General features: G+C 67.6%; 17 protein-coding genes. 13 read left to right on the top strand and 4 right to left on the bottom strand.

What is annotated here, in order from left to right:
- The 12 genes from ACZYVJ_RS04685 to ACZYVJ_RS04630 all read left to right on the top strand — a co-directional run bounded on the left by ACZYVJ_RS04685 (position 1) and on the right by ACZYVJ_RS04630 (position 20,361).
- Entirely contained in the window at positions 1–567 is a 567-nt protein-coding gene (locus tag ACZYVJ_RS04685) for a hypothetical protein (RefSeq protein ID WP_463829962.1), read from the top strand.
- Positions 567–3,560 carry a vWA domain-containing protein gene (locus tag ACZYVJ_RS04680; RefSeq protein ID WP_463829961.1) on the top strand — a complete coding sequence of 998 codons (2,994 nt, stop codon included), beginning with the start codon at positions 567–569 and terminating at the stop codon, positions 3,558–3,560. Before ACZYVJ_RS04685 ends, ACZYVJ_RS04680 begins: the two co-directional genes overlap by 1 nt.
- Positions 3,560–7,105 (top strand): tubulin-like doman-containing protein, encoded by a 3,546-nt coding sequence (locus tag ACZYVJ_RS04675; protein ID WP_463829960.1) that lies wholly within the window; start codon positions 3,560–3,562, stop codon positions 7,103–7,105. Before ACZYVJ_RS04680 ends, ACZYVJ_RS04675 begins: the two co-directional genes overlap by 1 nt.
- Before the next feature lie 2 nt (positions 7,106–7,107).
- A complete protein-coding gene (locus tag ACZYVJ_RS04670; protein WP_463829959.1) occupies positions 7,108–9,759 on the top strand; it encodes a hypothetical protein in 2,652 nt (883 codons plus the stop codon).
- Between the two features lie 2 nt (positions 9,760–9,761).
- Entirely contained in the window at positions 9,762–11,804 is a 2,043-nt protein-coding gene (locus tag ACZYVJ_RS04665) for a hypothetical protein (RefSeq protein ID WP_463829958.1), read from the top strand.
- Positions 11,801–14,290: a GAP1-N2 domain-containing protein gene (locus ACZYVJ_RS04660; protein WP_463829957.1), complete on the top strand. Its 2,490-nt coding sequence runs from the start codon at positions 11,801–11,803 to the stop codon at positions 14,288–14,290. The genes ACZYVJ_RS04665 and ACZYVJ_RS04660 overlap by 4 nt, the downstream gene beginning before the upstream one ends.
- Positions 14,290–15,222 (top strand): hypothetical protein, encoded by a 933-nt coding sequence (locus ACZYVJ_RS04655; protein ID WP_463829956.1) that lies wholly within the window; start codon positions 14,290–14,292, stop codon positions 15,220–15,222. Before ACZYVJ_RS04660 ends, ACZYVJ_RS04655 begins: the two co-directional genes overlap by 1 nt.
- Positions 15,223–15,245: 23 nt before the next feature.
- Positions 15,246–16,400 (top strand): hypothetical protein, encoded by a 1,155-nt coding sequence (locus tag ACZYVJ_RS04650; RefSeq protein WP_463832837.1) that lies wholly within the window; start codon positions 15,246–15,248, stop codon positions 16,398–16,400.
- Positions 16,401–16,417: 17 nt separating this feature from the next.
- Entirely contained in the window at positions 16,418–17,386 is a 969-nt protein-coding gene (locus ACZYVJ_RS04645) for a sensor domain-containing protein (RefSeq protein WP_463829955.1), read from the top strand.
- Between the two features lie 3 nt (positions 17,387–17,389).
- Positions 17,390–18,394 carry a sensor domain-containing protein gene (locus ACZYVJ_RS04640; RefSeq protein WP_463829954.1) on the top strand — a complete coding sequence of 335 codons (1,005 nt, stop codon included), beginning with the start codon at positions 17,390–17,392 and terminating at the stop codon, positions 18,392–18,394.
- A gap of 115 nt (positions 18,395–18,509) precedes the next feature.
- Positions 18,510–19,361 carry a sensor domain-containing protein gene (locus ACZYVJ_RS04635; RefSeq protein ID WP_463829953.1) on the top strand — a complete coding sequence of 284 codons (852 nt, stop codon included), beginning with the start codon at positions 18,510–18,512 and terminating at the stop codon, positions 19,359–19,361.
- Between the two features lie 4 nt (positions 19,362–19,365).
- On the top strand, positions 19,366–20,361 hold the full coding sequence (locus ACZYVJ_RS04630) for a sensor domain-containing protein (RefSeq protein ID WP_463829952.1): 996 nt from the start codon (positions 19,366–19,368) through the stop codon (positions 20,359–20,361).
- A gap of 12 nt (positions 20,362–20,373) precedes the next feature.
- Here the strand turns inward: ACZYVJ_RS04630 and ACZYVJ_RS04625 are convergent, their stop codons facing one another.
- Entirely contained in the window at positions 20,374–21,132 is a 759-nt protein-coding gene (locus ACZYVJ_RS04625; RefSeq protein ID WP_463829951.1) for a cutinase family protein, read from the bottom strand.
- A gap of 734 nt (positions 21,133–21,866) precedes the next feature.
- Here ACZYVJ_RS04625 and ACZYVJ_RS04620 point away from each other — a divergent pair.
- Entirely contained in the window at positions 21,867–23,354 is a 1,488-nt protein-coding gene (locus ACZYVJ_RS04620) for a flavin-containing monooxygenase (RefSeq protein ID WP_463829950.1), read from the top strand.
- A 5-nt stretch (positions 23,355–23,359) separates the two neighbouring features.
- Here the strand turns inward: ACZYVJ_RS04620 and ACZYVJ_RS04615 are convergent, their stop codons facing one another.
- The 3 genes from ACZYVJ_RS04615 to ACZYVJ_RS04605 are packed head-to-tail and all read right to left on the bottom strand — an operon-like array spanning position 23,360 to position 25,694.
- Complete coding sequence (locus ACZYVJ_RS04615) at positions 23,360–23,812, bottom strand: hypothetical protein (RefSeq protein WP_463829949.1); 453 nt, start codon at positions 23,810–23,812, stop codon at positions 23,360–23,362.
- A gap of 35 nt (positions 23,813–23,847) precedes the next feature.
- Positions 23,848–24,390, bottom strand: a complete 543-nt coding sequence (locus ACZYVJ_RS04610; protein WP_463829948.1) for an ester cyclase — start codon at positions 24,388–24,390, stop codon at positions 23,848–23,850.
- A complete protein-coding gene (locus tag ACZYVJ_RS04605) occupies positions 24,387–25,694 on the bottom strand; it encodes a cytochrome P450 (RefSeq protein ID WP_463829947.1) in 1,308 nt (435 codons plus the stop codon). The genes ACZYVJ_RS04610 and ACZYVJ_RS04605 overlap by 4 nt, the downstream gene beginning before the upstream one ends.
- Positions 25,695–25,703 lie beyond the last annotated feature (9 nt).

The following is a 25,703-nucleotide window of genomic DNA, read 5'->3' as shown; positions in this document are numbered from 1 at the left end:
ATGAACGCACCAAATCCGTTCGACTTCAGCGACTTCGGGCCGGGCAAGCAGACTCCGCCCGGGGGCGGCCGGCCGCCGGTGCACGGGCAGCAGGGCGGGGGTCTTTCGGACGGCTTCGATCCCTGGGCCAACCAACGCCCCACGCCGGGGCGCCCGGATGCGTTTCCAGGCCCAGGCGCACCGGCTTTCGACCCGACGGGCGGACGTGACGCGTTCGGGCAACTCACCGCGAGTCCCGCGGGCATCGGGGCACTGACGACGGCGGGCCCGCCGCTGGTGTGGTTCGCGGTGGCCTTGGCGCTGGGGATTGCCGGCATCGCCCTGGCCGGCGCGAGCGCGCTGGGCGGCCCGATGATTGCGGCCGCGGTCGGCGGGTGGCTGTTGGCCGGGCCGCTGGCGATCGGCGCGCTGGCGGTCTTCAGCCGGGTCGACACCAGGCGCCGCACCGAGGCCATCTATTCGGCGCCCACCTGGACGCCGACGCTCTACTGGGTGGTGCTGGCCGTCTGCCTGGTGGGAATTGCCGTGGGGGCCTGGCAGATCGCGCTGTGGGCGGGAACGCTGTAGTGGCCCACTCTTCTCGAATACCTCGCGGCTGCAACGGCATTGCGGTGCTGGTGCGTCTGGTCGTGGCCGCTTTCCTGGTGGTGATGCTGAACCTGGTCGGGTGGGCGCCCGTTGCGTCGGCGACCGGCTCGCCGGGCGCGAGCCGCTTCGGGGCCTGCCTGGCCTCGCAGAAGGCAGGCGATCTGCTGCTGTTGTTCGACGAGTCGAGCAGCCTGCAGCAAACCGACCCACAGGCCGCGCGGGTGCAGGCCGCGCGCTACCTGGTGCAGACGCTGGGCAAGTACGCCGACCGGGTAAGCGCAAAGCTCGACGTCGCGGTGGCCGGCTTCTCAGATAACTATGTCCCCGAGCATGATTGGACCCAGCTGACCGGCTCGACCGCAGACAGCGTCGGCGCGTCGCTGGATCCCATCGCCAAGAAGAACACCGGCATCGACACCGACTACTGGCTGGCCCTCGACGGCGCCCGGCAGGCGCTGACCAAGCACGGCGGGGCGGCCGACAAGGGGCAGCGCTGCCAGGCCATCGCCTGGTTCTCCGACGGCATGATCGACTTCACGGCCCGTCCGGTTACCAAGCCGTACGCGGACGGGGTGCCGCTGGACTCACCGAACGGAATCCCCGACACCACCCAGAAGGCCGTGCAATCGATCTGCCGTCCCAGCGGTCTGGCCGATCAGCTGCGGTCAAGCAACATCATCATGCTGGGAATCGGCTTGGGCGCCAAGCAGACCCCCGGTGACTTCAACGTGATGTCGGCGATCAGCACCGGCAAGGGACTGCAGGGCATGGCGTGCGGCGCCATCACGGATCCCGTGCCGGGCGACTTCTTTCCCGTCGCCAACATCGACGACATGTTGTTCGCGTTCGACGCCCTCAACCCCGATCCCGGCGTGACCGACCAGGGCGGGGTGTGCCAGATCAAGGTGTGCCCGGAGGCGCGGCACAACTTCGTGCTGGACCGATCCATCAAAGAGGTCAACATCCTGGGCTCGGGCGGCATGCCCGGCGTCGAGCCCTACCTCGTCTCGCCGACCGGGCAGACCCTGCCGCTGCCCAAGAAGGACGGCGCCCAGAACGTCAACGTCGACGGCGTATCGGTGAACTATCAATGGCAATCTGAATCGGCGCAGACGATCTCGCTGCAGAACGGCAACGCCCCGCACTGGACCGGGCAGTGGGCGATCGTCTACGTCGACACCACCGGCCAGCACCCGGACGCGGTGTCCAAGGTCAGCATTCACATCACCACCAACATCTTCCCGGCGCTGACGGGCGGCGACAAGGTCGCGTGGCACAGCGGTCAGACGCTCAAGGGCCTGGTCTTCGGTTTGGTTGACGGCCAAGGCAAGCCGATGGTCCCGGCCGACCTGGCCGGCTCGGCCACCATGTCGGCATCCCTGGGTCCCGATGGCGCCGCGCCGGTTCCACTGCTGACGGCGGCGGGCAAGGATGACATCGCCAAACCCGTCGACGCCGACCTGACCAAGGTCGCCCCGGGGCACGCGACGCTGCGGATGTCGCTGGTGATCACCACCGCGAACACCACCGACTTGAACGGCGGACCCATCGCGGGCACCCAGTTGTCGCCGCAGGAAGTCGATGTGCCAGTGCAGATCCTGCCCAAGGTCGGCCTGCCGACCCCTGGTGAGCGCATCGACTTCGGCACCGTCGAGGGAGCCAAGGGAGCGACCGCGATGCTGAACATCACCGGCCCGGGCTGCGCCTGGATCAGTGACACCGATACCGCAACGGTGTCGGGCGCACCCGACGGCATCGGCGCGCCGCATGTCGGTTCGCCGACGAATTCGGGCCAGCACTGCCTGAAGGTGCAAGCCGGGGAGACGGCACAACTGTCGGTCACCCTGCGCACCGACCACAATGGCCACGGCGGGCTCAACGGCACTGTGCCCGTCCATGTTTCGACGCTGGACAACCCGGACGACGCGCAGACCGTACCCGTGACCTTCACGGCGTCGATGATCAATCCGCTCAACACCACCAACTTCATCCTGGTGCTCATCGCCGCGCTGCTGCTGGGTCCGGGGATCCCGCTGGCGCTGCTGTACGCATCGAAGTGGTGGGTCAGCAAGATCCCCGACAATCCGCTACTGGCCGAACGCATCCCGGTGACGGTCGAGCACGACGCGGTGCTGCGCGGCGGTGAACCATTCGCGATGGCCGACACCGATCTGGTGCAACCGGTGACCGGGCTGCCGCCCGGCGGCACCCGTCAACTGTCCGTGGCAGGGGTGAGCCTCTCCGTTGTGATGGGGCGCAGCCCGTTCGGATCCGGCCATGTGGTCGTCAACGCCGAGGGGCTGGTCAGCGTCGGGTCGAAGCTGCCCGGATCCGACAAGACCGGCCTGCGCGCGGTGCTGCCGCTGGCGGTGCACAACACCTGGGTGCTGCTGCACAACCCGTACGGGCCCGACAACGCCGCCGAGGTACTGCTGTTGGTGGCCGGAACCACCGACACCAACGCGCGAGAGCGGCTCTACGAAGATGTCGCGCAGCGGCTGCCCGACCTGCTCACCGGGTTGCGGCTGCGTGCCGTGCAGGCCGGCATGACGGCGCCGTTCGCGGCGCCGGGCGAGACGGCCTCTCCGTTCGGTGACACGCCCGCCGGCGTCGTGGCCGGCCCGACCGGAGACGATCCGTTTGGCGGCGGGGCTGATTCGCCGTTCGGGGGCGCGCTCGCTCCTTCGGCGGCCGCCCCGGCTCCGAGGGCGACGCCCCCGCCCGCGACGACAGGGCCGGTGCCGCCCGGCTTCAATGAGGCGGAGACCCAAGAGCGGCCGATCCCCGAGCCGATACCGCGCCATGACGACACGATGGCCGCCGGCTACCGGCACGGCGACGAGCACAGTCAGCGCGAAGAACGCGACGAGGGTCATGAGGGCGGGCCGCCCGCGCTCCCGCCGACCGAGGCGACACAACCCTCCTATCGATTTGACCCAGAACCATTCGACCCGTTCGGAGAGGGCACCTGATGCGACGATTCCTGGTAGTGGGCTGCGGCGGTTCCGGCGGTGCCACGCTGTCCCTGATGATGGACCAGCTGCGCTCCGAACTGCACACCGCTGGAATCGAAAAGCTATTAGCGGGTTGGCAATTCGTCCACATCGACGTGCCGAGCGCCGCCGAGTCGGGCCCGGAGGGGCTGGCGAACGTCCCCGCCCAGGGCGGCAGCTACGTCGGGTGCGGACCGCAAGGCAGCAGCTACGCCGTTCTCGACGGTGCGCTGTCGCAACGGCTGGCGGCCGAATCGGCGTTGGACACCATCGCCACCTGGGCACCGCGCAGCCCGCAAGAGGTGTCGATCCCGATCTCGGCCGGTGCGGGCCAGTACCGGGCGATCGGGCGCATGATCACGCTGAGCAAGGCCGCCGAGATTCACGCCCGGCTACAGGCCGCGTGGGACACGCTGTTTCGCGTCGAGACCGTTTCGGAGATGTCGACGGTCGACGTGCCCGGCATGGGTCGCTTCGACCCGAACGAACCACCCCTGGTGTTAGTGGTGTCCTCGATGGCCGGCGGTGCGGGCGCGTCGATGGCGCTGGACGTATGCCGCCTGTTGACGTTGGTCACCGGTCTGGATCCCCGGTTGATGGGCGTATTCATGGTGACGCCCGACATTTTCGATTCGCTTCCGCAGAGCGCCATCATCGGAGTGCGGGCCAACGCGTTGGCGATGCTCGGCGAGATCGTGGCCAGCCAATCCGGTGCGGCCCGCGAACACGACGTGCGGATCTTGCGCGCGCTGGGCCACCATCACGGTGAGGGAGAACCGATTCCGTTCGCGCGGGTGTTCCCGGTGGGCCGCTACATCGGCGCCGACCGCACCCTGTTCGGCGACGGCTCGCAGTATGCGGTGTACCGGGGATTGGCGCGTGGGCTGGCGGGGCTGATGATGAGCGGCCGGGCCAGCGACCAGTTCGTCGCCTACGACCTGGGCAACACCGCGTCGCCGGTGGGCGATCGCGATCTGCTGGGCTGGGGCATCTCGTCGTGGGATGTGTTGCCCTGGGGCACCTATGGATTCTCCAGCCTGAGCATGGGCCGTGACCGCTACGCCGAATACGCCGCCCAGCGGCTGGCCCGCAGCTGCGTGGACAAGCTGCTCGACGGGCACATGCAGAAGGGCAACCCGGCATCGAGCACCGAGCAGTTGGACTCGCTGCTGTCCAGCCAATGGGGCGCGCTCTGCGGCGACTTGGGGCTGCCGCCCAGCGCCGGCGACGAGCAGACCCGGGTGAGCCAGCTCGGTCGCTGGATCGGCACCGAGGCCTTCACGGCCGACACCGTCGCCGCCACGGTCAACGGCCTCATCGACCGGCAGCTGCGCAACCACCTGCCCAACCCCGAAGGCGTCGCCGCCGAACAGTGGGTGCCGACCATGCGGCAGGCCGTGCACAATCGACGTGCCGAGTTGACCCGGGCCTGCGCGGATGCCGCCTACGCCATGGCTTTTCAGTGGCACCATGATTTCGCCAACCGGCTCGAAAAGGTGGTCGGCGCGGCCGTCGCCTCGCTGGGATTGCCGTTCGCGCGGGAGGTTGTCGACCAGCTGCGCAGGCACATCGATGACCAGCTCACCGCGGGGGTCGCGCAGCTGGGCAACATGGGCCCGCCCGACATCGTGGCGATCTCGCCGCAGGTGGACGCCGGCCTGAAATCACTGCACGGGGTGATGACCAACACCGACCAGATCGTGGCGGCGGTGGTCGACGGGTTCCGCGCGACGGTGCGTCGTCAGCTGTTCGCCGACGCGGCCGCCCGTATCGCCGACGTGATGCGGGTGCTGGGCGTGGAACTGCTGGTGCCGCTGCGTGATCGCCTCAGCGAGGCGATGGTTCAGCTGGAGATCGCCCGCTCGGAGCCGCCGACCGACGTGGGCCTGGCGCGCCTGGCCACCGATCAGTACGCGGCCTGGCCGGCGGACGCCGACGAACTGGTGCCCAGCCGGTTCGCGGAGGCGAACAACGAAGTCCTGCTGATCAATTCGACCGCCTTCAAGGGTCGCTACGAGGCCGACCTGCCGAAAGCGGTGGCCGGTACCAACGCGATGATCCCGTTGCAGTCGGCTATCGAGGAGGCGACCACGCGGGTGATCCTGGGGGAGTGGCAGACCACCGGCGGCGTGGCCGCACCCGGCGGGCTGATCGAACGCACCGCCACGTGGGTAACCCGGGCGCTGGGCACCGACCCGGAGACGGGCCGCGCGCGGGTGCCGTCGATCGCGCAGTTCGACATCCACACCCGCCCAGTGGAATTGCTGCGCAGGGCGCGGCTCTACGTCGAGCGGCCCGGGGAGTCATTCGCGGAATTCTGCAAGGTGTCGCTGCGCGACTACGTGCAGGGCGCCGGAGCGTCGGAGTCGGAGCTGGTGGCGCGCCGCCGCGACATCGCCACCAAGTTCGCCGAGGCGCTGTCGCTGGCGCGACCGCTGGCCAGCGTCAACGACCAGGCGTTGCAGCGAGTCCACCCCGGCCAGCAGACCGAGTACCGCTACAAGTTCTCCGAGATTCCGTTCGCCGGTCAACCGGTGGACCGGGAACTGTTCGAAGTCATCCGGAACAATCCGCGCATCGATCAAGCGACGAAGGACAACTACGGGCGGTCGCTGTCCGACGAGGACAGCGTGACCCGCATCGACATCTTCGGCTCCTATCCCAACTATTCGCCGCTGGCGTTCGACTCGGTGCTCAAGCCCGCCGCCCAGCAGTGGGCGCAGACCGCGGGGCCCGGGCGCGGCGCCTTCTGGAAATATCGTCGCTCCCGGCCACTTTCGGCGTCGCTGCCGATGACCGACGAACAGCGGCGCACCATGACCGGCGGCTGGTTCGTCGGGCAACTGCTGGGCCGCATCCAGATCCCGGCGTCCCCGTTCACCGAGCCGGTGCGGATCTACGACGCCGACAGCGGGCAATGGCTGAACTTCCCGAACCCACTGCTGACGCCGCCGTCGGCGTTCCACGCCCCCTACGACTGGCTGCCCGCGGTGCTGGAATCCATCCTGCTGGCCATCGCGCAGTCGCACGAGCCGCCGGTGATGCGATCGCTTCGGCCCTACAGCGTGCTGCGTGAGCTCTACGACGCGCACTCGCAAGATCCCGCCAGCGGCATCGTCGCGTTGTCGGCACAGGGACTCCTTCGCGAATTCCTGCAAGGGATCGCGAGCACACCCGGTGTGCAGTCTCGGGTGCCGGGGATCGCCGAAGCCCAGACCCCCGATGAGCGCGCCACGGCAGCCGTCGAGTGGTTGACCACCATCCGCGATGTTGCGGCGCAGTACCTTCCGGCGGACATGGCGGGGGCCACCCCGGGTGGGGCGTTCACCACGGTGCCGACCCGGACCACGGCGTCGAACACGCCCATGTTCCGCGACCTGGCACCCGATGTATACGCAGCCACGGGTGCGCTGATCAACCTGATCCAGCACGAGGCCGAGGCGCTGGCGGCCGGCGCGGCGGCGGGCGGGCCGGTGCTCGATGGCGGTGCGCCCGTGGTGATTCCCGAGGGCGGGACGTTCTGATCATGGTTGCATCCAGCGACACCGCCCTCACCGTGGTCGTGGCTCCCCATCTGCATACCGACGAGCTCCTCGGCGTCCTGTGCGATTACTCCGCCGCGGGATTGCTGGGCGTCTTCGCCTGGGTGGATGCCGGGGATGCGCGGGGGCCGGCGACGACGGCGACGATGGTGCGCGACGGCAGGTCGGAAAGTGTTGTGCTGCAACAGGTGTTGACCGCCAAGCGCTATGACCGGGTCCGGGTTGCGATATTGGTTCCGCTCGACGCTCCGGCCGATCAACGGGCGCCACTGGCCGCCGAGCAGTTCGTCGAGCAGGTGGTGCGCAGCACCGCCCGGGGAGCAGGGATGACCCTGCTGCGGATGCTGCTCACCAGCGGGCGGGCCGGCGCCAGTCAGCTCAGTTCGTCCGTCGTGGTGGAGGGCTGGCACAACTTGCTGATCGCGCCGGAGGATTCGCCGGCACCCGGGTTGGGTGCGGTGCCGTGGGGACACCTCGCCGAGCCGCTCGATCTAGCCCAGCGCGCCGCGCCGGTGGTCGCCGCGGTGGCCGGTTTGTGGGCCGACGTGCAGCAGACCCCCTTCGACAGCGTGGAGATCCTGCCGGGGCAGACACTGCGTGCGGTGCGCGCGTTCTACCGCAGCCTGGACACCGCGGAGGTGGAACGCCGGTTGCGGGCGCGGCTGTTCGATCCGGCCGGGCGGTTGCCGCTCCCGCATGGCGGCCAGGTGCCGGTGCTGTACCTCGAGGACGTGTCCGCGGCCACCCAGACGATGGCCCGCGCGCTGTGGACCAAACATCGCGATGTGCTGCGCGGCCCGCGGATGGGCGCAGACGATGTTGCCACGCAGGCTATCTCGATCTGGGCGGCGCTGAAGATGTTCCTGCGCTTCATGGGCGGGGCCCTGCGCAACGCGCCGTCGGCGTGGCTGTCGGCGGTCAAGGGATCGGTGTCGGCGGTGTTGGCCTCGACGGTGCAGGGCACCGTGTTCGGCGGCCGCGAATCGGCGTTCTCGGTGGTGACCAGCAGCCAGCTCGCCGACTGGCAGGACCTTGGCCGCAGCGCCGATACGCTCAATGCGGCCATCGGCGGGTCGGGGGCCAACGGGCAGCTGGCCCAACAGGATCTGAGCTCGCTGTGGACCGACTTCGTCAACGGCGCACTCACCCTGGCCGACGGCGGACGCCGTGCGAAGGGACTCGACCCGATTCAAGTGGGCGCGGGCGTCGGTGTCGTGGCCAGCGCCGCCGACGTCGTCCCCAGTCGCGCGGACCGGTTCACCGCCATCCCGACGTCGCTGGCCGCCGTGATCGGAGTCAGCGACCTGGAGCCGGCCGACGTGCTCGGCACGGCCGACCTGCGCCAGCGGTTGCAACGCGCCTACTCCGACCCCGCCGCCGGCGTCGAGGCGCGTGGGGCGTCGACCGAATTGGAGCGCTGGCAGCAGCACGCGTCGAAAAGCTATGCCTGGCAGGCAGGGTCGATCCTGGCCGACTTCTTGGGGCGGGCCCGCACCGATGTCGCGCAAATCGCCGAACAGATTCAGCGGGCGGCCAGCGAGCTCTCGATCGACGAGCGGGTGCGCGCCCGCCAACAGGCCATCAGCACCATCCTGGCGACGCTGACCTGGGCGACGCTGGGAGTCCTCGTCGTGCTGGCCGGCCTTGCGGTGGTCGGCTTCACCGGCTGGAAATACACGTTGATCACTGGCGGGATACTGCTCGGCCTCTACATCCTGGTGTCGTTGACGCTGTTCCTGTTCGCCCAGCGCGACATGTTCACTCTGATGAATCTGCGGAAGTCTCAACAGAATCAGCTCGACATGATGCAGGCGAATCTGCAGACCGCACTGCAGGATGTGAGCCGCCTGTCCACCGCGTACGGCCAGTATTTGTCGTGGTGTCGCGTGCTGGGGCCGGTGTTGCGCGCACCGTTCGGGCCCGCGCCTGCCGGTCGCTCGGCGGCGCCACTGATTTCCGACGGTCTGCCCCGCTGCGCTCAGGTCGGCGTGGCCGATCCCGGCGCCGAGCGTGCCGACGACGCCGCACATGCCATCCAGCGCCGCCTCTACGCGCTCGGCTGGCTGACCAAGCCGTGGCAGGAGATGGTCGCCCACGCCGCGGGCCGACTGCGTGAGGAGCCCGAAATGCTGTATCGCATGCCGGGTTTCCGGACCTCTTCTGGTCTCGACCAATGGTCGGCGGCGGTGGCGTCCGGGCAAGTGCACTCCACCGGTGCCGAAGCGCTGTGGCAGCGCGTCGAGCAGATGTTCGCCGAGGACGACCGCGTGGGCACCGCGCTGACCGGTGCGGTATTGGCCCCGGCGCTGGGGCAACACGTCGCCTCCGAACAATTCGCCGCCGGTGTCGTCGACCATCGGCCGGGGCAGGCGGCTCCATTCGACGGGTCGGTGTTCACCGACGCGGCGATGACCGCGGGACGCTGCGCGGTAGCCATCGATACGGCCGCGCTCGCCCGGCCCGGTCTGGGTTTTCGGGCCGCGGTGGTGCAGGCCAGCGACGGGCTGGCGCGCTATGACTTCACCCTGTTCGAGGTACCGCTGGCGGCCGCGTCGGGCGTCGAAATGGAGAAGACCGCAGTGATCACCCACACCGAACACCGCGACGCGCCGCCCGGCGGGGATTTGGTGTTCTAGCCATGCCCGATCCGCAGCACGCCGGCGACGCCGACGACCCCCGCCTCAACGCCCTGATCGCCTGGCGCCAGCGCCTGATCGACTCCGGGGCGGTGTCCAAGGCGGGCTTCAAAGAAACCCATCTGCGACTGATACTGCGGTCCGGGCGCACCGACGTGGAACAGATTCGGGCGATGCTGCCCGGCTCCGTAGCGGAGTACGCCGAGGAGCTGGCAGCCCTTCTGGCCGAGGTGGAGTCGGAGTCGTCGCCGGGCCGGCATCACCGCTCGGCACCACTCTCGGCGGTGGAAGCCGACGGTGAACCGACCGGCACCGCGCCGCTGTCAGACGGCGCCACCGATCACCAATCGCCGCTGGATGCAAGCGATTTCGCGGCATACACCTTCGGCGAACAGACCGGCCCGCTAGCCGCCGTCACCGTGAGACCGTCACGCGACGAGACCGGTGGTCACGAGCTGGCCTGGACCCCGTACCTGCCGAGCGGCGACGCCGTGGTGATTTACCGGCTGGTCGCTCAAGAGGACAACGCGCCGTACTCCCCGGATCGGGCCCGGCTGGTGGCGGCCACCGCGACGACCACCGCGGCCGACCAGGCGCCGTCGACCGCGGCGGTGCGCTACTACCAGGTCTGGGTCAACGTCGGTGGTACCCGCGCCGAAGCTCTTGCAGCGCAACCGATCAAGCACGCCGAAGGCGTGGCGGTCAGCCCGGTGCGCGATTGCGTGGTTCGCCAGGACAACGGCAAGGTCATCGGCAGCTGGACGGTGCCGTCGGCAGTCAGCACCGTGTTCGTGTCCCGGATGCCGGCCGAGGAAGCCGGCCGCGAGGGGCCCCAGCACCGGATTTTGCTGGACCGCGACAACCGCGCCGGATTCGTCGACTCCGACCCGGCGCCCGGACGGCACTACCTGTATCGGATTCGGGCCGCGGTCCCGGTCAACGGTGTACTGCGGCTGGCCGCACCGGTGGACGCCGATGTCGAAATCGCCGCCGTACTAACGCCCGTCACCGACCTGATGGTGACGTCGGCGCCGGGGGTCGCGGACGGCTTCGAGCTCACCTGGAAGGCACCGTCGGCCGGCGAGGTGGTGATCTATCGAAGCCAGACCGGCCCGGCAGCCGGCGCCGAGGCCAACGACTTGCCCGAGGCGGCGCTCGAGCAGGTCGGGCTGACCCCGGATCTGCGCTTGACGCAACCGATCTCGGAGCAGCCCGGACCCGACGGACGGCCGCGCTCTGTGATGTCGGGAGTGTCCTGGCCAACGGACTGGAGCCGCGCCTACTTCACCCCGGTCACCGTGCTGGCCGGTCGTGCGTTGCTGGGCAAGACGTTCTGTTCGGTGCGCACCGGTGTCATCCGGGATGTCGAACTGGCCGAATACTGCAACAAGCAGGTCCTGACGTTCGATTGGCCGCAGGGTGCCGCCGTCGTCGTGGTGTACCTGGCGCCCAAGGGTTACGACCCCCGCAACGGTTTGACCGGCACATCGTACGAAATCACCGTCGAGCAGTACGAGAAGTACGGCGGCCTGCAATTGCCCAACGGCAAGCTGCCGGTGAGCGGGTGTTCCCTGCATCTGGCGCCGGTGGCGTTTTCTGCCGGCCGCCGCGCCATCGGGGCCGTGCGCAGCATCGAATACGCGGGCCTGCTGCGGTTGCAGTATGCGGTGCAGTTGAGCCGCGACCCGATGGGGCAGCCGTCGCACGCCACCATCTACATGCGCTCCGAATACGAAGTGCCGGGATCGCCGGCATTCGTGTTGGTCAACCATCCGGACCGAATTCCGTTGTCGCCCACCGACGGAGAAGCGCTCGACGCGGCGCCGCTGGACACACAGGGCGGGCTGGCGGCCACGCCATCCAAGGAACTGCGGTGGTCGGCCCTGACCACCGCCGGTACCGCCGAACCCTGGGCCGTCGACCTGCGCGGCCGGCGCGGATGGATCCGATTGTTCGTCAACACGCCTTCGGCGGCGCGCCTGCGCACCATCGCGCTCTTGGACCCGCCGGTGCACAGCCTCCGGTTGAGCGTGGGCGCGCCGTGACCCCGCGCTACGGTCAACTCGCCTACACGAGTTTCGACCAGCCGGGCGGCGCGGGGGGCTGGCAGGTCAAGCAGACCACCGGTGATCTGTCGCCCGAGGAGAAGCAACGCCTGGCGTCGGGGGTGCGCACCGCGCTTCGGCCCGTCACGCCGCTGCCCGACTATCCGACTCCGGAGCAGTTGGATGCGGCGCCGCGCCGGCTGGAGTACCGACGCTGGGCCGGTGATGCGGCCGGATACTGGCACACCGTTGCCGCCGGCGCCGACAGCACCGGGCGACCGGGCAACGTGTTCGCCCACGTATTGCTCGACCGCGCACCGGATTCCGCGCCGCGGCTGCGCCCCATCCAACGATGGGGCTCGCCGGGCTGGTTACGTCCGTTCGGCGCCGCGGCCGTGGCACGCGCCGCGTTGCCCGCCGAACCGCCGGACGTCGCGGGCGTCGTCACCCGAGAAAGTGCGATCGCCTTCGCGCTGGACACCAGCACCTGGCGGGTCGGCACCCTGCTCGGATTGCTGGACGCGGTCGCGGCCGCGCTCGACGGGGGCGCGCCCGTCGTCTTGGGCGTCGCGTCCGTCGACTCGGCCGCGCAGTGGATCGGCCTGGTGAGTTTCCTCATGTCACCGGGGACCGCCGCCACCCTGAACTTCAGCACCTTCGACCGCGCCGACCAACTCGGCCCGGCGCAGCACCCCATCGCGCACCTGACCGCGGTGCCCATCGGTGACTTGGACACGCTGCCAGCCGGTTTGGTCGTCATCGACGAGACCGCGACACTGTCGCTGGGGGAGTTGGGTGGCGAACCGCATCGGACCGCGGCCGGACAGGTCATCGACGTCACCGCCTGGTCGGTGATGGCACAAGAAGTGCTGCTCGATCCACAGGCGGCACTCGCGGTGCTGGACGAACTCGACCACCGCGCCGCGCAAACCGAGGATCGTGACCTGCACCCGGCCTGGCCGCTGGCGGTAACGATCGCCGCCGACGAGGATTTCGCCGCCGCACATCCCGAGGCGAACGCGATCATCACCGCGCATTCGCCGGCTGGCATCGCCCCCGGGTCGCCGACCGAACGCCTTGTCGACGAGGCACTTTCGGCCCTCGTCGGCCGCACCACGCCTGACGCCTGGAAGGCCGCTGAACAGAACCTGCCCGGCTTCGCCGGTGAACACGCCGCGCTGACCTACCTGTGCCGCGCCATCGGCGACGACACCTGGCTGGGCCAACTAGGACTGATCCCGTTGAGCGCCAACACCTATCACGGCCGTCCGGTTCCCGAGCCGCTGGCGGCGGCGCTCGGCCCGGCGCTGCAGCGCGCCGGGGCCACCGGTGATCCGCAACGGCTGCTCAAGCTGATCGATCTGCTGCTGCGGGCGGGCGTCGACGATGACCGTCTGACCCAGGCCCTCACCGAACGGGTCGCGGCCCAGCTGGCCGACCCGCACACCGGGCCAACGCTGGCCCGCCGGTTGACGCACCGGCTCGGCCCCGAGACCCGGATCGCCGCCGCCGCCGCAACCCTGCGTCTGAGTTGCGAAAGCGGCACGCCGATCAGCGAAGCCGTGCTGGATTGGTTCGCCGATGGATCCGCCATGCCCCTGCCGAGCGAACTGCTGGACGCACAACCGTGGGATGCGACCTGGACCCGAGCGGCGGTGTGCGGCATGCGTGCCGAACGTAACCCCGGTGAGGCGGATCCCTTCGCCGAGTTGTGGTGGCTCGCAGTCAATGGATCGCCGCGCCGCGACGAGCTGGCGGCCCGCCGGATCTGGGACCCCGCCGAACTACTGGCGGTGGGCGGGCCCGCCCTGAGCACGGCAGCGCTGTTGCCGACCTTGCTCGGGGCGCCCGACGGTGAATCGTTGGCCCGGTTGGCCGACGAGATCACCGGTGCGAACAACGATGACCTCGCGGTGGCATGCGCGGCGTTACGCATGGTCGCTCCGGCGTCCTGGGTGCAGCGCGGCTACATCAACACTCATCAAAAGGCGTATGCCGGGCTGTGGGACGCGGGGTTGAGCGAAATCGGCCCTGGGCGAGTGCATGCTGACTGCGCGGTGCGGGTGGCGGTGGTGGCGGTCCTGGGCCTGATCGCGGGACAACCGCGACCCGTCCTGGCCGGACAACTGGCCGGCGATCGGGCGGTGGCCACCGCCGCCGGCGAGCAGGTGCTGGCACTGGTCGACAACAACATCGTCACGGCCACAGAGGTTTTGGCGGCCAGCCTGCTACGCGCCGACGCCGCGGAGCCCGGCGATTCCATCGACGGTGTGCTGGCCGGGGCCGCCGCCGCGCTGACCGCGAGTCGGCAATTCAGCGACGACGACCAGGAGGGTGTGCTCGCGATGATGATGCGGATGGCCGGCAGCAGCGAGGGATCGCCACCACGGCGATACCGGAAGCTGGTGAGCACGATGCTGGCTCGCCGCGCTGACAGGCGGGCGCCGCTGACTGCCCCGCCGGCACAGATGTGGAGGAACCACTGATGCCGATCTATGCCCTGACCGCACGTAATCAGCGCGCGAACATACCCGTTGGGCCGCTTTCGATCTCCATCAGCGGTGCGGTCAAGGACGCCGCGCTCGACATCCAGGGCGCACCGGGCCAACCCGTGGTGCGCTCCAGCCCCCAACACGTCGTGTTGCCCTCGCTGACCGGTCCCGTCACCATCGCCGTCCGACCTGCGTTCACAACGCAATTCGGCGCCGGCACCGTCGTGCACCTGGCGATCGCGCACGATGTGCCCAACGAAGCCGATCCGGTCCAGGTGCTGTTCGATCCGGTGGACGTCAGCGGCGACGCCGCGGTGGTGTTCGCCGAGCTGCGTCCGGCCGGCCACCACATCGAAGTAGCCGTCACCGCGGCCGCCGACACGGCGCTGAGCCCGCTGGCCGCCGCGGCGCGCACCTCGGCGCGGCGTCTCATCGGCCGAGACCGCAAGCTGGCCCACGCTGAACTTGTTGTTGCCCTTAACAGTTCGGCGTCGATGCGGCCCTGGTTCGCCGATGGTAGCGCGGCTGCCGCCACCGACGTGGCCGTCGGGGTGGCCGACGCCCTCGGTATCCATAACGTGGCCGCGGTTCTCGTCGGTGCGGACGTCACCAAGGTCCCGGTGGACAGCCATGCCCCCGGACCCGGGATCGGGCTCGCCGAAGCCGTACGCAAGGTGCAGCCGCGATGGTCGGCGGGCGCGCGCTGGTCGCGCCTGCGGACCGACATCGCCACCGTGGCCTGCTCGGACTTCCCGGCCAGCGGCGTGCACCGCGGATTCGCGTTGATCACCCTGTCCGATGACCGCCGTCTGGCCGGCCCGCGGCTGCCGGCCCCGCGATCGGGGCAAGACGCCTCCGCCGAACTGCTAGCGCATCCGCAGGTGCTGGACGAGATCACCGCCGGGCTTGTTCGGGCCCTCACATGAGCGCCCCGACAGCCCAGGCGATCTTGACGAAATGTCCACGCTGCTTTGCGCTTCTGGATCCCGATCATCATCTGTGGACGCTCGCGCCGACCAGCGGTGCGCCCCGCTACCACGACGAGGTCGGCTCGGCGTTCTTGGGCGCCAAGGCCGAGATCGGGCCGATGTTCCGGTGGGATCGTCCTCCCGGGTACAACGGTCCGCCGCCGCCGAACATCGCCGCGCAGGCACTTCGCGGTCCGGTCCACGAGATCTGCCCCGTCTGCCACTTCACCCTGCCCGACCGGTGGCGCGAGGGTCAGGCCTATTGCATCGCGATGGCGGGTGCCCGCGCCACCGGCAAAAGCCTCTACATCGCGGTGCTGGTCCGGCAACTGCAGCTGTTGTGCGAACACCTCGGGTTCGCGATGGCGCCCGCGACGCGCTCGACCGCGGTCGCGTATGCCACTCATTACGAGACACCGCTGTTCGTGCAGCGCGGGTTGATTCCGCCGACGCCCACGATGATGACCCAAACCTCGACCCAGCGCGAGCCACTGATTTTCAGCCTGGGCACCTGGCACGGGGTGCAGCGTTACCTGGTACTGCGCGACGTCGCCGGTGAGGACATGGAGTCCGGGAACCTCCATTCACCGCCGTTTCGGTTCTTCAGCAACGCCGAGGCCGTGTTCTTCATGTTCGATCCGCTTCGGGTGCAATCGATTCGGGATCAGTTGCAGGATCTGCTGCCGCCTCAGATGGTCAGCGGGGGAGACCCGCGCGGCGTGCTCAACAACGTGATGATGGCCATCGGTTCCGGCGAGCCGCGGCTGGCGATCATCCTGTCGAAGTTCGACGCTCTGCGTGCGCTGCGCGATGTAGACGGCTCCGAATGGAGCATGGTGATGTCCAACGCCGGAGCCGCGTATCTGCGTGATCCCTCGGATTCGGTGCTCTACGACGACAACGATGGTCAATTGCTACACGAAGAGGTGCGCAGCCTGCTCACCCGGCTCAACGCCGGCTCGATCATCGCGGGTGTCGAAAACCCCTCCACACCAAGACGGTTGAGGCATCGCTTCTTCGTCGTCTCCGCCCTCGGGCAGCCGCCCAGCGGCCAGCGGCTACACGCCCGGGGCATCGCCCCGTTCCGTTGTGTCGACCCGGTCCGTTGGGTCACCTCGAGTTTCGGTGTGCTCTAGGCTTCCGTGCGGCGAATATGACGATCCCACCTCAGAATCCGTTCGAGCACAATCCGTTTGGCGGCACCCCGTTCGGGAGCATCCCACCCGGGCCTCCGGTGTATTCGGCGCCGCCCGTGCCGCCGCCGGATCGCCGACCGGTCAATGCCTTGGCGACGTGGTCGGTGGTGTTCGCGTTGGTGTTCGCGCCTGTCGGGGCGGTGCTGGGGCACTTGGGGCTTCGGCAGATTCGGCGCACCGGCCAGCGCGGTCGTGATCGTGCGCTGGTGGGGACGGTGCTCTCGTATGCGGTGATCGTTGTCGTGGTGGGCGTTTCGGTGGTGTGGCTCACCCGGCCCGACAGCCCCGCCGCCCGCAGTGCCGAACCCGCCAAGACTCCGTCCGCGCCTGTCGTCACCCCGTCCGACCTGGCCCGGCTGGTGCCCACCCTCGCCGACGCCAAAGCCATCACCGGTGACGACAAGTTGATACAGGCGGTGATCTTGCGCCGGCCCGAAGATCTCGCAGCCGGTGGACAAACCACGGACCGTCCTGAATGCCGGGGCGTTCTGTACGCCGGCGTGCCGGACCTGTACAACGCCGGAGCCCTGGTCAATTACTACATGCCGGTATTCGCTGACCGGGACAACCCGGCCAACACGAGGTCGATTGACGCTGCCATCGCGGCGTTTCCGGACCCAGCGGCAGCGCAAGCGCAACTGACGAAAATGTCGTCGGCGTGGCGCCAGTGCGGCGGATTGCCGGTGAAGATCACATTCCTCAATAAGAGCACGGTGGCGTTCTCACTCAATGAGCCGATTGATGCCGGCAACGGCATCATCACCATCGAAGCCGCGGCTCGCGATGACCTCTCCGTGCACGCGATCGCCGCCAAAGCCAACGTCGTCATCGATCTGTTGGTCTCCTACACCGGCAATGGCGTGGACGGCGCCCGGCAAACCGCGTCGGCGGTCGCCAACCAGATCCTCAACAAGATTCCGGGCTGAACTATGACGAATCCACAGGAACCGTTCGGGCCCAATGCCTTCGGGAATCCTTACGGCGGTCCTCCCTACGGCGGAATGCCGCCGGGCCCGCCGGTCTACACGGCGCCACCACCGCAGCAACGACGCACCAACGTGTTCGCAACGCTGTCGGTGGTGTTCGCGTTCGTCTTCGCGCCCGCCGGGGCGGTGCTGGGGCATCTGGGCCTGGCGCAGATCCGCCGGACCGGTGAGCGAGGCCGTGACCGGGCGATCGTGGGACTGATGCTGTCATATGCGGTGATCACGCTGACGGTGGTGGCCGTGGTGGCTTGGGCGACGCAGGTCGACGGCGGCTCGTCTCGAACGGCGTCACGGGGCACTGCGGCGTCCCCAACCGGTGCCAGCTCAGTGCCGCCCTCGTCCATGGTCACGCCGACGGGTCTGCCCGGACTGCTGCCGACTATCGATGACGTCAAGAGGTTCATGGGGGACCCCAACCTCGTGGCCCTGCCGCCGACGTTCAAGCCGGGCCCGGACGCCGACAGCGCATCCGTCGATCGCCCCGAATGCTGGGCGGTCATGGGTGGCGGCGCTCCGAACACCGATATGCAGGCCCTGGTCGGTTACTACGGGTTGGTGCTGATCGACGACCACGACATTCCCGCCCTCAAGGAAGCGGGGCAGGTGCTCATGGCCTTCCGGGACCCGCCGGGCGCGCAGCGGCAGTTGGCGAATCTGGTGTCGATCTGGCGGAAATGTGGCGGGTCGACGATGAACATTCTTCCGCCGCCGGGCAAGCAGTCGCCACCGGTCGCAGTGTCGATGGGTGTCCCCTCCGACGCCGGAAACGGCATCACCGCCATGGTTTTGACTGCGCAGGGCCCGGTGCTACGGTCGCGCAACGATCGTGCGATCGTCGCCAAAAACAATGTGGTTGTCGACATCAACGTCGTGCTGGTGGACACCGACCGCGGCCAGCAGGCCGCGTTAGACATCGCCAATTACATCCTGGGCAAGATCCCGAGTTGAGCTGATGACTAACCCCTTTGGCGGCCCCAGCCCGTTTCAGCCGAATCCGTTCGGTGGAGGTGCTCCCGGTCCGCAACCGCCACCGCCTCCACCGCCGCCGCGTGACGAGGCCAATGTGTTGGCGACGTTGTCGGTGGTGTTTGCGTTCGTGTTCGCCCCAGCGGGACTTATCCTGGGCTACTTGGGATTAGCGCAGATTCGCCAGACCGGGCAGCGTGGTCGCGATCGCGCCTTGGTCGGGGTGACGCTGTCGTATGTGTTCATCACCGCATTGGTGGTCGCGTTGATCGTCGGGGCGGTCATGCCTGACGCGCGGTCAATTCAGGCCGTCGCTCCACCAACCACCGGGACGCCGCTCCCGCCGCGCACCGTGGCGCCAGCCGATCTGGATAGTCTGTTGCCTAGCCTGGACGACGTCAAAAACTTCACGGGCGACAGCGCTTTGACCGTTGACTCGACACATCACCAAATCACTGCCGATCCGAACAGGAAAATCATCGACCGCCCGGACTGCTGGGGTGCGTTCGAGTTCGGCGCCCCAGAGGCTTACGATACCGCTGCCGTCGCCGGGTACTCCGATTCGGACTTTGGCGACACCCACGATCTCTATAACCAGTGGAGCCTCGGTGGAGGGGCCTCGTCGTTTCACGACGCGACGGCCGCCCAGGCGCAACTGTCGAAACTGCTCTCAATCCTGCGCCAATGCGGCGGCTCGACCGCCAACAAGACCTATCCGGGCGGGCAGACGTTCCCGGTGTCCATGAAGCCACCCCTCGATGCGGGCAACGGCATAACCACCATGGAAACCGTGGCCGAAACACCGCCACGCATTTACGGCGTCCGTGCCATCGCCGCCAAGGACAATGTGTTCATTGACGTTGGAGTGTGGTCCACAATCAGTGCCGACCGAAGCCGGCAAGCCGCTCTGGCGATCGCCAACTTCATTCTCAACAAGATTCCGGGCTGAGCACATGACAAATCCCTTTGGCGCCAGCCCGTTTCAGCCGAATCCCTTCGGTGCGACACCGCCCGGCCCACAACACCAGCCGCCACCACCTCTGGCCCCGCCGGGTGACGAGGCCAATGTGTTGGCGACGTTGTCGGTGGTGTTTGCGTTCGTCTTCGCCCCGGCGGGACTCATCTTGGGGCACTTGGCGTTAGCGCAGATCCGCCGCAGCGGTGAGCGCGGTCGCGATCGCGCCTTGGTGGGCGTAACGCTGTCGTATGTGTTCATCACCGCGGCGGTGATCGCACTGATCGTCCGCGCAACGCTGCCCGACACGACCGCGACTCACGTCGCGGCACCCGCGACCACCACGACCACCGCGCGCACCCCCACCACGACCACGTCCTCGTCGCCTCCACCGCCCACCGTCGCGCCGGCAGATCTAGACGGCTTGCTGCCCAGCCTTAAGGACGTCGAAAACATCACGACAGACGACGCCATGAAGGTTGAGCGAACACTCCACCAGCCCACACCGGATCCCGCCAGAGGCAATATGGACCGTCCGGATTGCTGGGCCGTTATCGAGTCCAGCGCTCCGGAGGCCTATGACGGCTCGGGCTTCACGGGATTTTCCGCGACGGAGATCCTTGACAGCAATCCCAACCGCCAGTGGTCCACCGGGCAGGGGGCCACGGCGTTTCCTGACGCGCCCGCAGCTCAGGGAATGCTGGAGAAATTGCTATCGGCCTTCCGCCAATGTGGCGGCTCCAATTTGCACGCGACCTGGCCCAACGGGAAAACCTACCCGGTGGCCATCAGGCCGCCGGCTGACGCCGGCAACGGCATCACTGCCATTGACGTGGTGCCGCAAACGCCGATATCGATTCTCTGCGTTCACTCGGTCGCCGCAAAGGCCAACGTGGTTGTCGACGTGCAGACGTGTACCTCTGGCAAGACCGACGCCAGCCGACAGGCCACGCTGGCCATCACCAATTACATCCTGGGCAGGGTCCCCGGCTAGCCGGTCGGCTACTCAGCTGCCGAAGCCGCTGCCGGTCGGCGCCGCGACCGGAGCCGGCCCGCCTGTACTCAGGTGGCTGGAGGCGAAGGCGACTCCCTTGTCGATCATGGCGCTGTCGTCGGCGTAGGTGTCGTGCGCGGCGAAGTTCATCCCGTCCGAGCAGACCGGGTCCTCGGTGGCGCACACCTTGACGGTCTTGTCCTGGTACGCCGGGCCGATGACCACGGGTGGTTCGTTGAGGAAGTTCATCGCCCGCACGTTGGGCATGCCGAACAGCACCACCGAGGAGACGTGGTTGGCGATGTCGGGAGACAGCGGCTTGGGAACGGTGTTGGGGTCGATGCCGTCGGGCACCGCGGCCGAGGTGACAAAGCCCATAACGGCCGCGCCCTGGGAGTAGCCGCCGAGCACCATCTTGGTGTTGGGGCAGTCGTGGGCCATCGAAGTCACGTGGGCGCTGGCGTCTCTGATGCCGTCGAGGCCGGTGTCCCACTGGTCACTGGCGGGGTAGTTGACCGGGTAGACGTCGAACGAGCGTCCGCCGACGCGTTGGTGTAGCGCGTCGACGAAGGCCTGACCGGTGGGGCCCACACCCGGCGCTTCACCGGTGCCGCGGGCGAACACCACTTGCACATCCGGACACTGAGCCGAGGCGCTGGGAATGACGGCGGTAGTCAGGGCCGAAGCCGCTACGCCCGATGCCGCGATAACCACTGCCGGACCAAGGGAACGAACGATGTGACGTGTGATCATGCCGTCCAAAGTGCCCATGCAAGCCCCTCCCAAAACTGTCAAGTTACCAACGATTTGGTGATGTTTTCCTGTGTACCGGGGCGCAGCGACATGCGGTGGATAGCGGCGACGTCGCCGCCATCGGACCGACCCAGCCATTGCGTGTCGAGTTGCTACCAAAACACTTTAAGTCGTCGTTTTGTGTTGTCCATTCAGGGTAGCCGGAACCGCGAGTATCAGATTGGGGCCTCTTCGATCTGAGCGGTGGCGACATGGCAACGCGTGAAACGGGTTTGGACGACGTCGCCTTTGATCTTATTCCCCTCCAAGACCACTCGGTGAAGCGGGGGCGCGATTACGCCAATACGCGCGCGGCGCGAGGGACGCGGGTTTGGATACGGTCGCGTCCCTTGTCGGCGGAGATGGGCTCGGGACTCCGAGCGCCCGACGATGCGAGGAGTTCGTGGACCAGCGTGGCGTCGGTTGGCCCCAAAGATAAGAGTCTGGCACTACTGGCGGTTTCGCTCTGAGCTAAGTCCGACGGGCGAATCGCGACCAGGAGTCGCGTAACGGTCGGTTCTCGTACATTTGCACTGTTGATGGCCGGACAGCAAGGTCTGATAGACCTCTCGATGAGTTACCGCACCTGTGTCAACCAGGTCACATCCTGGCAAAGCTCGGATGCGCCTGCCGCCGCGGCCTATTAGAGTTGCGTATCTTAGCGAAGGCTTATGATTCATTAAGTACGGAAACAGGTAGCACGGAGACAGGCTGTGGATACATCCCGTTTTGACGCCATCATCGTGGGTGCAGGTTTCGGGGGCATCGGCGCCGCCATCCAGCTCAAGCGCCTCGGCTTTGACAACTTCGTCATCCTCGAACGCGAGGACGACCTGGGCGGCACGTGGCACGTCAACCATTACCCCGGCATCGCCGTCGACATCCCTTCCACCACCTACTCGTATTGGTTTGAGCCCAAGCCTGACTGGTCACGGCTCTTTGCGCCGGGCGCTGAGGTCAAGACGTACGCCCAGGACGTGGCCACCAAGTACGACGTGCGCCGCCACATGCGATTCAACACGACCGTCGAAGGCGCCCAGTGGGACGAGGACGCCAAGGGTTGGCGGGTCGCGCTGGCCGGCGGCGAAAGCCTGACCTGCCGCTTCCTGATCACCGCGACCGGATTCCTCTCCCAGCCGCGCACCCCGGAGATTCCGGGAATCGCCAGCTTCGAGGGCAAGGTGGTCCACACCACCGCGTGGGACCACAGCTACAACTACAAAGGCCGCCGCATCGCGGTCATCGGGACAGGGGCGTCCGCGGTGCAGGTCATTCCCGAGCTGGCCAGAGACGCGGCGGACCTGACCGTCTACCAGCGCACCGCCACCCACGTGATTCCCAAGTTTGATTTCCCCATCTCCCCGTGGGCGCGACGCCTGTTCGCGCGGGTGCCGGCGGCGCAGCGGGCCCTGCGGTGGGTGAGCGACGTCATCCTCGAGATCATCATGGTCGTCATGGCGCTGCATTTTCGGGAGTCGCGGGGGCGGGGGAACATTTCCGCCTCCGACCTGGCCAAGATCAACCGATTCCGGTGGATCCGCGACAAGGAACTGCGCGCCAAATTGACGCCGGACTACGATCTCGGCTGCAAGCGGCCGACCTTTTCCAACAGCTTCTACCGCGCTTTCACAAAGCCGCACGTGCACCTCGAGACGAACACGATCGAGCGGTTCACGGCGGACGGCATCGTCACCGCGGATGGACGTAAGACCGTCATCGACACCCTGGTCCTCGCGACGGGATTCGACTTGTGGGAAGCCAACTTCCCGGCCATCGAGGTGGTCGGCCGAAAGGGACGCAACCTCGGAAAGTGGTGGCGAGAGACCAGGTTCCAGGCCTACCAGGGCATCTCCATGCCCTACTTCCCCAACTACCTGAGCCTGGCCAGTCCGTTTGCCTTCTCCGGACTGTCGTTCTTCCACACCATCGAATACCAGATGCGGCACATGGGCCGGCTGCTCGGCGAGGTCAAGCGCCGTGGCGCGACGACCTTCGAGGTGACCGAGCAGGCCAACGACCGGTTCATGGAGCGGATGACCAAACGGCTGGACAATTCGGTGTTCTACGCCGGTAACTGCGCCACGTCCCGTTCGTACTACTTCAGCCCCAGCGGTGAGGCGTCGTTGTTGCGGCCGACGTCAACACTCAACTCCGTGCGAGAAGCAGGGGCCTTCCCGTTCAGCGACTACGTCATCGCCTAGACATCTCAGCGGTGCGCGGAACCGCTCAACGGTTGCCCGTTGGCGGACTGCAGCAGGCAGATGACAGTGCTTGGGGTGGGGGTGGCGCCAGTGCGGTCTTGGTTCGAGTCGATGAGATAGGTGATCGAAAACCGGCTGCCCTCAACGGATTGGCCCGTGTAAGGACTGAATCCGGCCGCGCAATCGCGATTGGCGACGCTGGCGATGGCGGCGTCGACGGCCATCGGAGCGCGCAGATACACCTCGGCTAAATGCGCTGTCGCGCAATCGACTACGGTGACGTTGACGCGGCTCCCGTCGGCGGGCGGCAGATCGGTCACGCATTCACCGGCCCGCAGGTCGATCCATTTCTCGGAGTGTGACCCTGGCTGTAATGGCGCGGCGGTGGCCGTCGCGTAGGAACCCGACATCGCCACCGCGGTGAGCGCGCACATGGTGTGAAGGCTTGAAAACCGCATCGCAGCCCCCTTGGTCCGTCCCTTAGGGGTGGAGTTTAGGGGGTGTTGGTCAGCGCTGGGTCCGGTTTTTCCGACGACATCGACAAAAATCCGCGGAGGCACCGCGCAGCCAGCCACCAGTTCGTGGGCCTCTTCATGTCCAGCCCGCCCAGGAGTTGTTTGATCATGGTGAGTGTGTCGAAGTAAATACGTTCGCAGACAAGGGTTTCGGTGTCGTCGAAGACGAAGTAGGCGGTCATGCGGACGCGGAACCGGCTGCCGGTGGGCGGGACCTTGCCCAGGTAGCCGCGGTGCGTGCCCATCAGCCAGAATTCGACGATCACCGCGTCGGCGCTGTGGCGCAACGCGATGATCTCGTGGTCCTGGTCGGGAAATGCCGTCCGGGTGTAGGCGTAGTAGTCGCGCACGGCCGTGTCACCGTCGTGCACGAGCATCTGCGGGATCAGCTCGTAGCGCGGATGCGGAAAGGTCGACAGGACGTCATCCCAGGCTTGGCGGACCTCATCTTGGAAGTGGTCGAGCACGAGTTTCTGACGGGCGGTCAGCACCTCAGGGGCGGGAAACGCGGGAATGGTCACCGAGGCGGTGTCCAGGCCACCGGCAGGGTTTTGATCCCGTGGATGAACTGCGACAGCAGCCGCGCGGGTTCGTCCGTCGCGACGATGTCGGGTATCTCGCGGCGCAATTCGTCGAAGACGACCCTGATCTCGCGACGAGCGAGGTTGGCGCCCAGGCAGAAATGGGCGCCGCCGCCGCCGAACCCGAAGTGCGGGTTGGGGGTGCGCGCCACGTCGAAAACCCAGGGATTCTCAAACGTCGACTCGTCGCGATTGGCCGAGTTGTACCACAGCGTGGCCTTATCGCCGGCCTTCATCTTGGTGCCGCTGAGCTTGAAGTCCCGGGTCAGGGTGCGCCGCATGTAGACCACCGGGGACGCCCACCGCACGATCTCCTCGACGGCGGTAGGGGTCAGGCGGTCGAAGTTCGACCACCACTTCTCCCGCTCGGCGGGGTAGCGCGACAGCGCCAGCACACCGTGGCTGATCGCATTGCGGGTCGTCTCGTTTCCGGCCACCACCAGCAGGATGAAGAACGACGCGATCTCCGTCGACGACAGCCGTTCCCCGTCGACCTCGGCCTCCACCAGGCTGGTGGTCAGGTCGTCGTGGTGATTGGATCGCCGGTCCTCGGCGAGCGCGCTGGCGTAGGCGCCGATGTCCATCGAGACCTGAAGGAACTCACCGAAATCCGTCGCCAGATCCGGGTCGCCGAACCCGAGAATGACGTTGGTCCAATGGAATATGCGCTGGTGGTCCTCTTCGGGGATGCCCATCATGTCGCAGATGACCTGCAACGGCAGCGGGCCGGCGAGCTCGCTGACCAGCTCGGCCTCGCCGTCGGGATGATTGGCGATCAGCGACGCGACGAGCCTGCGGGCCCGCTCGCGGACCGAAGCCTCGATGCGGGCCACGACCTTGGGGGTGAACGCGCGGCTGACGATCGAGCGCAGGCGCTGGTGCCGCGGATCGTCGAGCACGATCATCGAGCCGAAGTACTCGCTGATCTCCGGCGTGTTGTCGTTGATCGTGATGTTGGGGCTGGAGCTGAAGATGTCCGGGTGACGGCTCGCGAAGTGCACGTCGTCGTGTTTGGTCAGCGCCCAATGCCCGCCGCCGGGCTCGAAACCCTCGTACTCGACCGCGGGCCAGAACGAGATCGGCGCCTCGCGGCGCAGGGTGGCGAAGGAGCCGTCGCGGACGTCGTCGTCCAACGCCCAGAAGTCCAGCGACTCGAGATGGATGTCGGCGAGCGCAATTTCGGGCGGTGGCGTCCCGTTCGTCCGCGGCGCGAGGCCTTTCTTTTGACCCGTCTTGAGGCTCACCGAGACCTC

The organism is Mycobacterium sp. IDUB_3, from assembly GCF_055419585.1.
The sequence above is the reverse complement of the archived record's forward strand: the minus strand, read 5'-3'. Positions and strand labels throughout refer to the sequence as shown.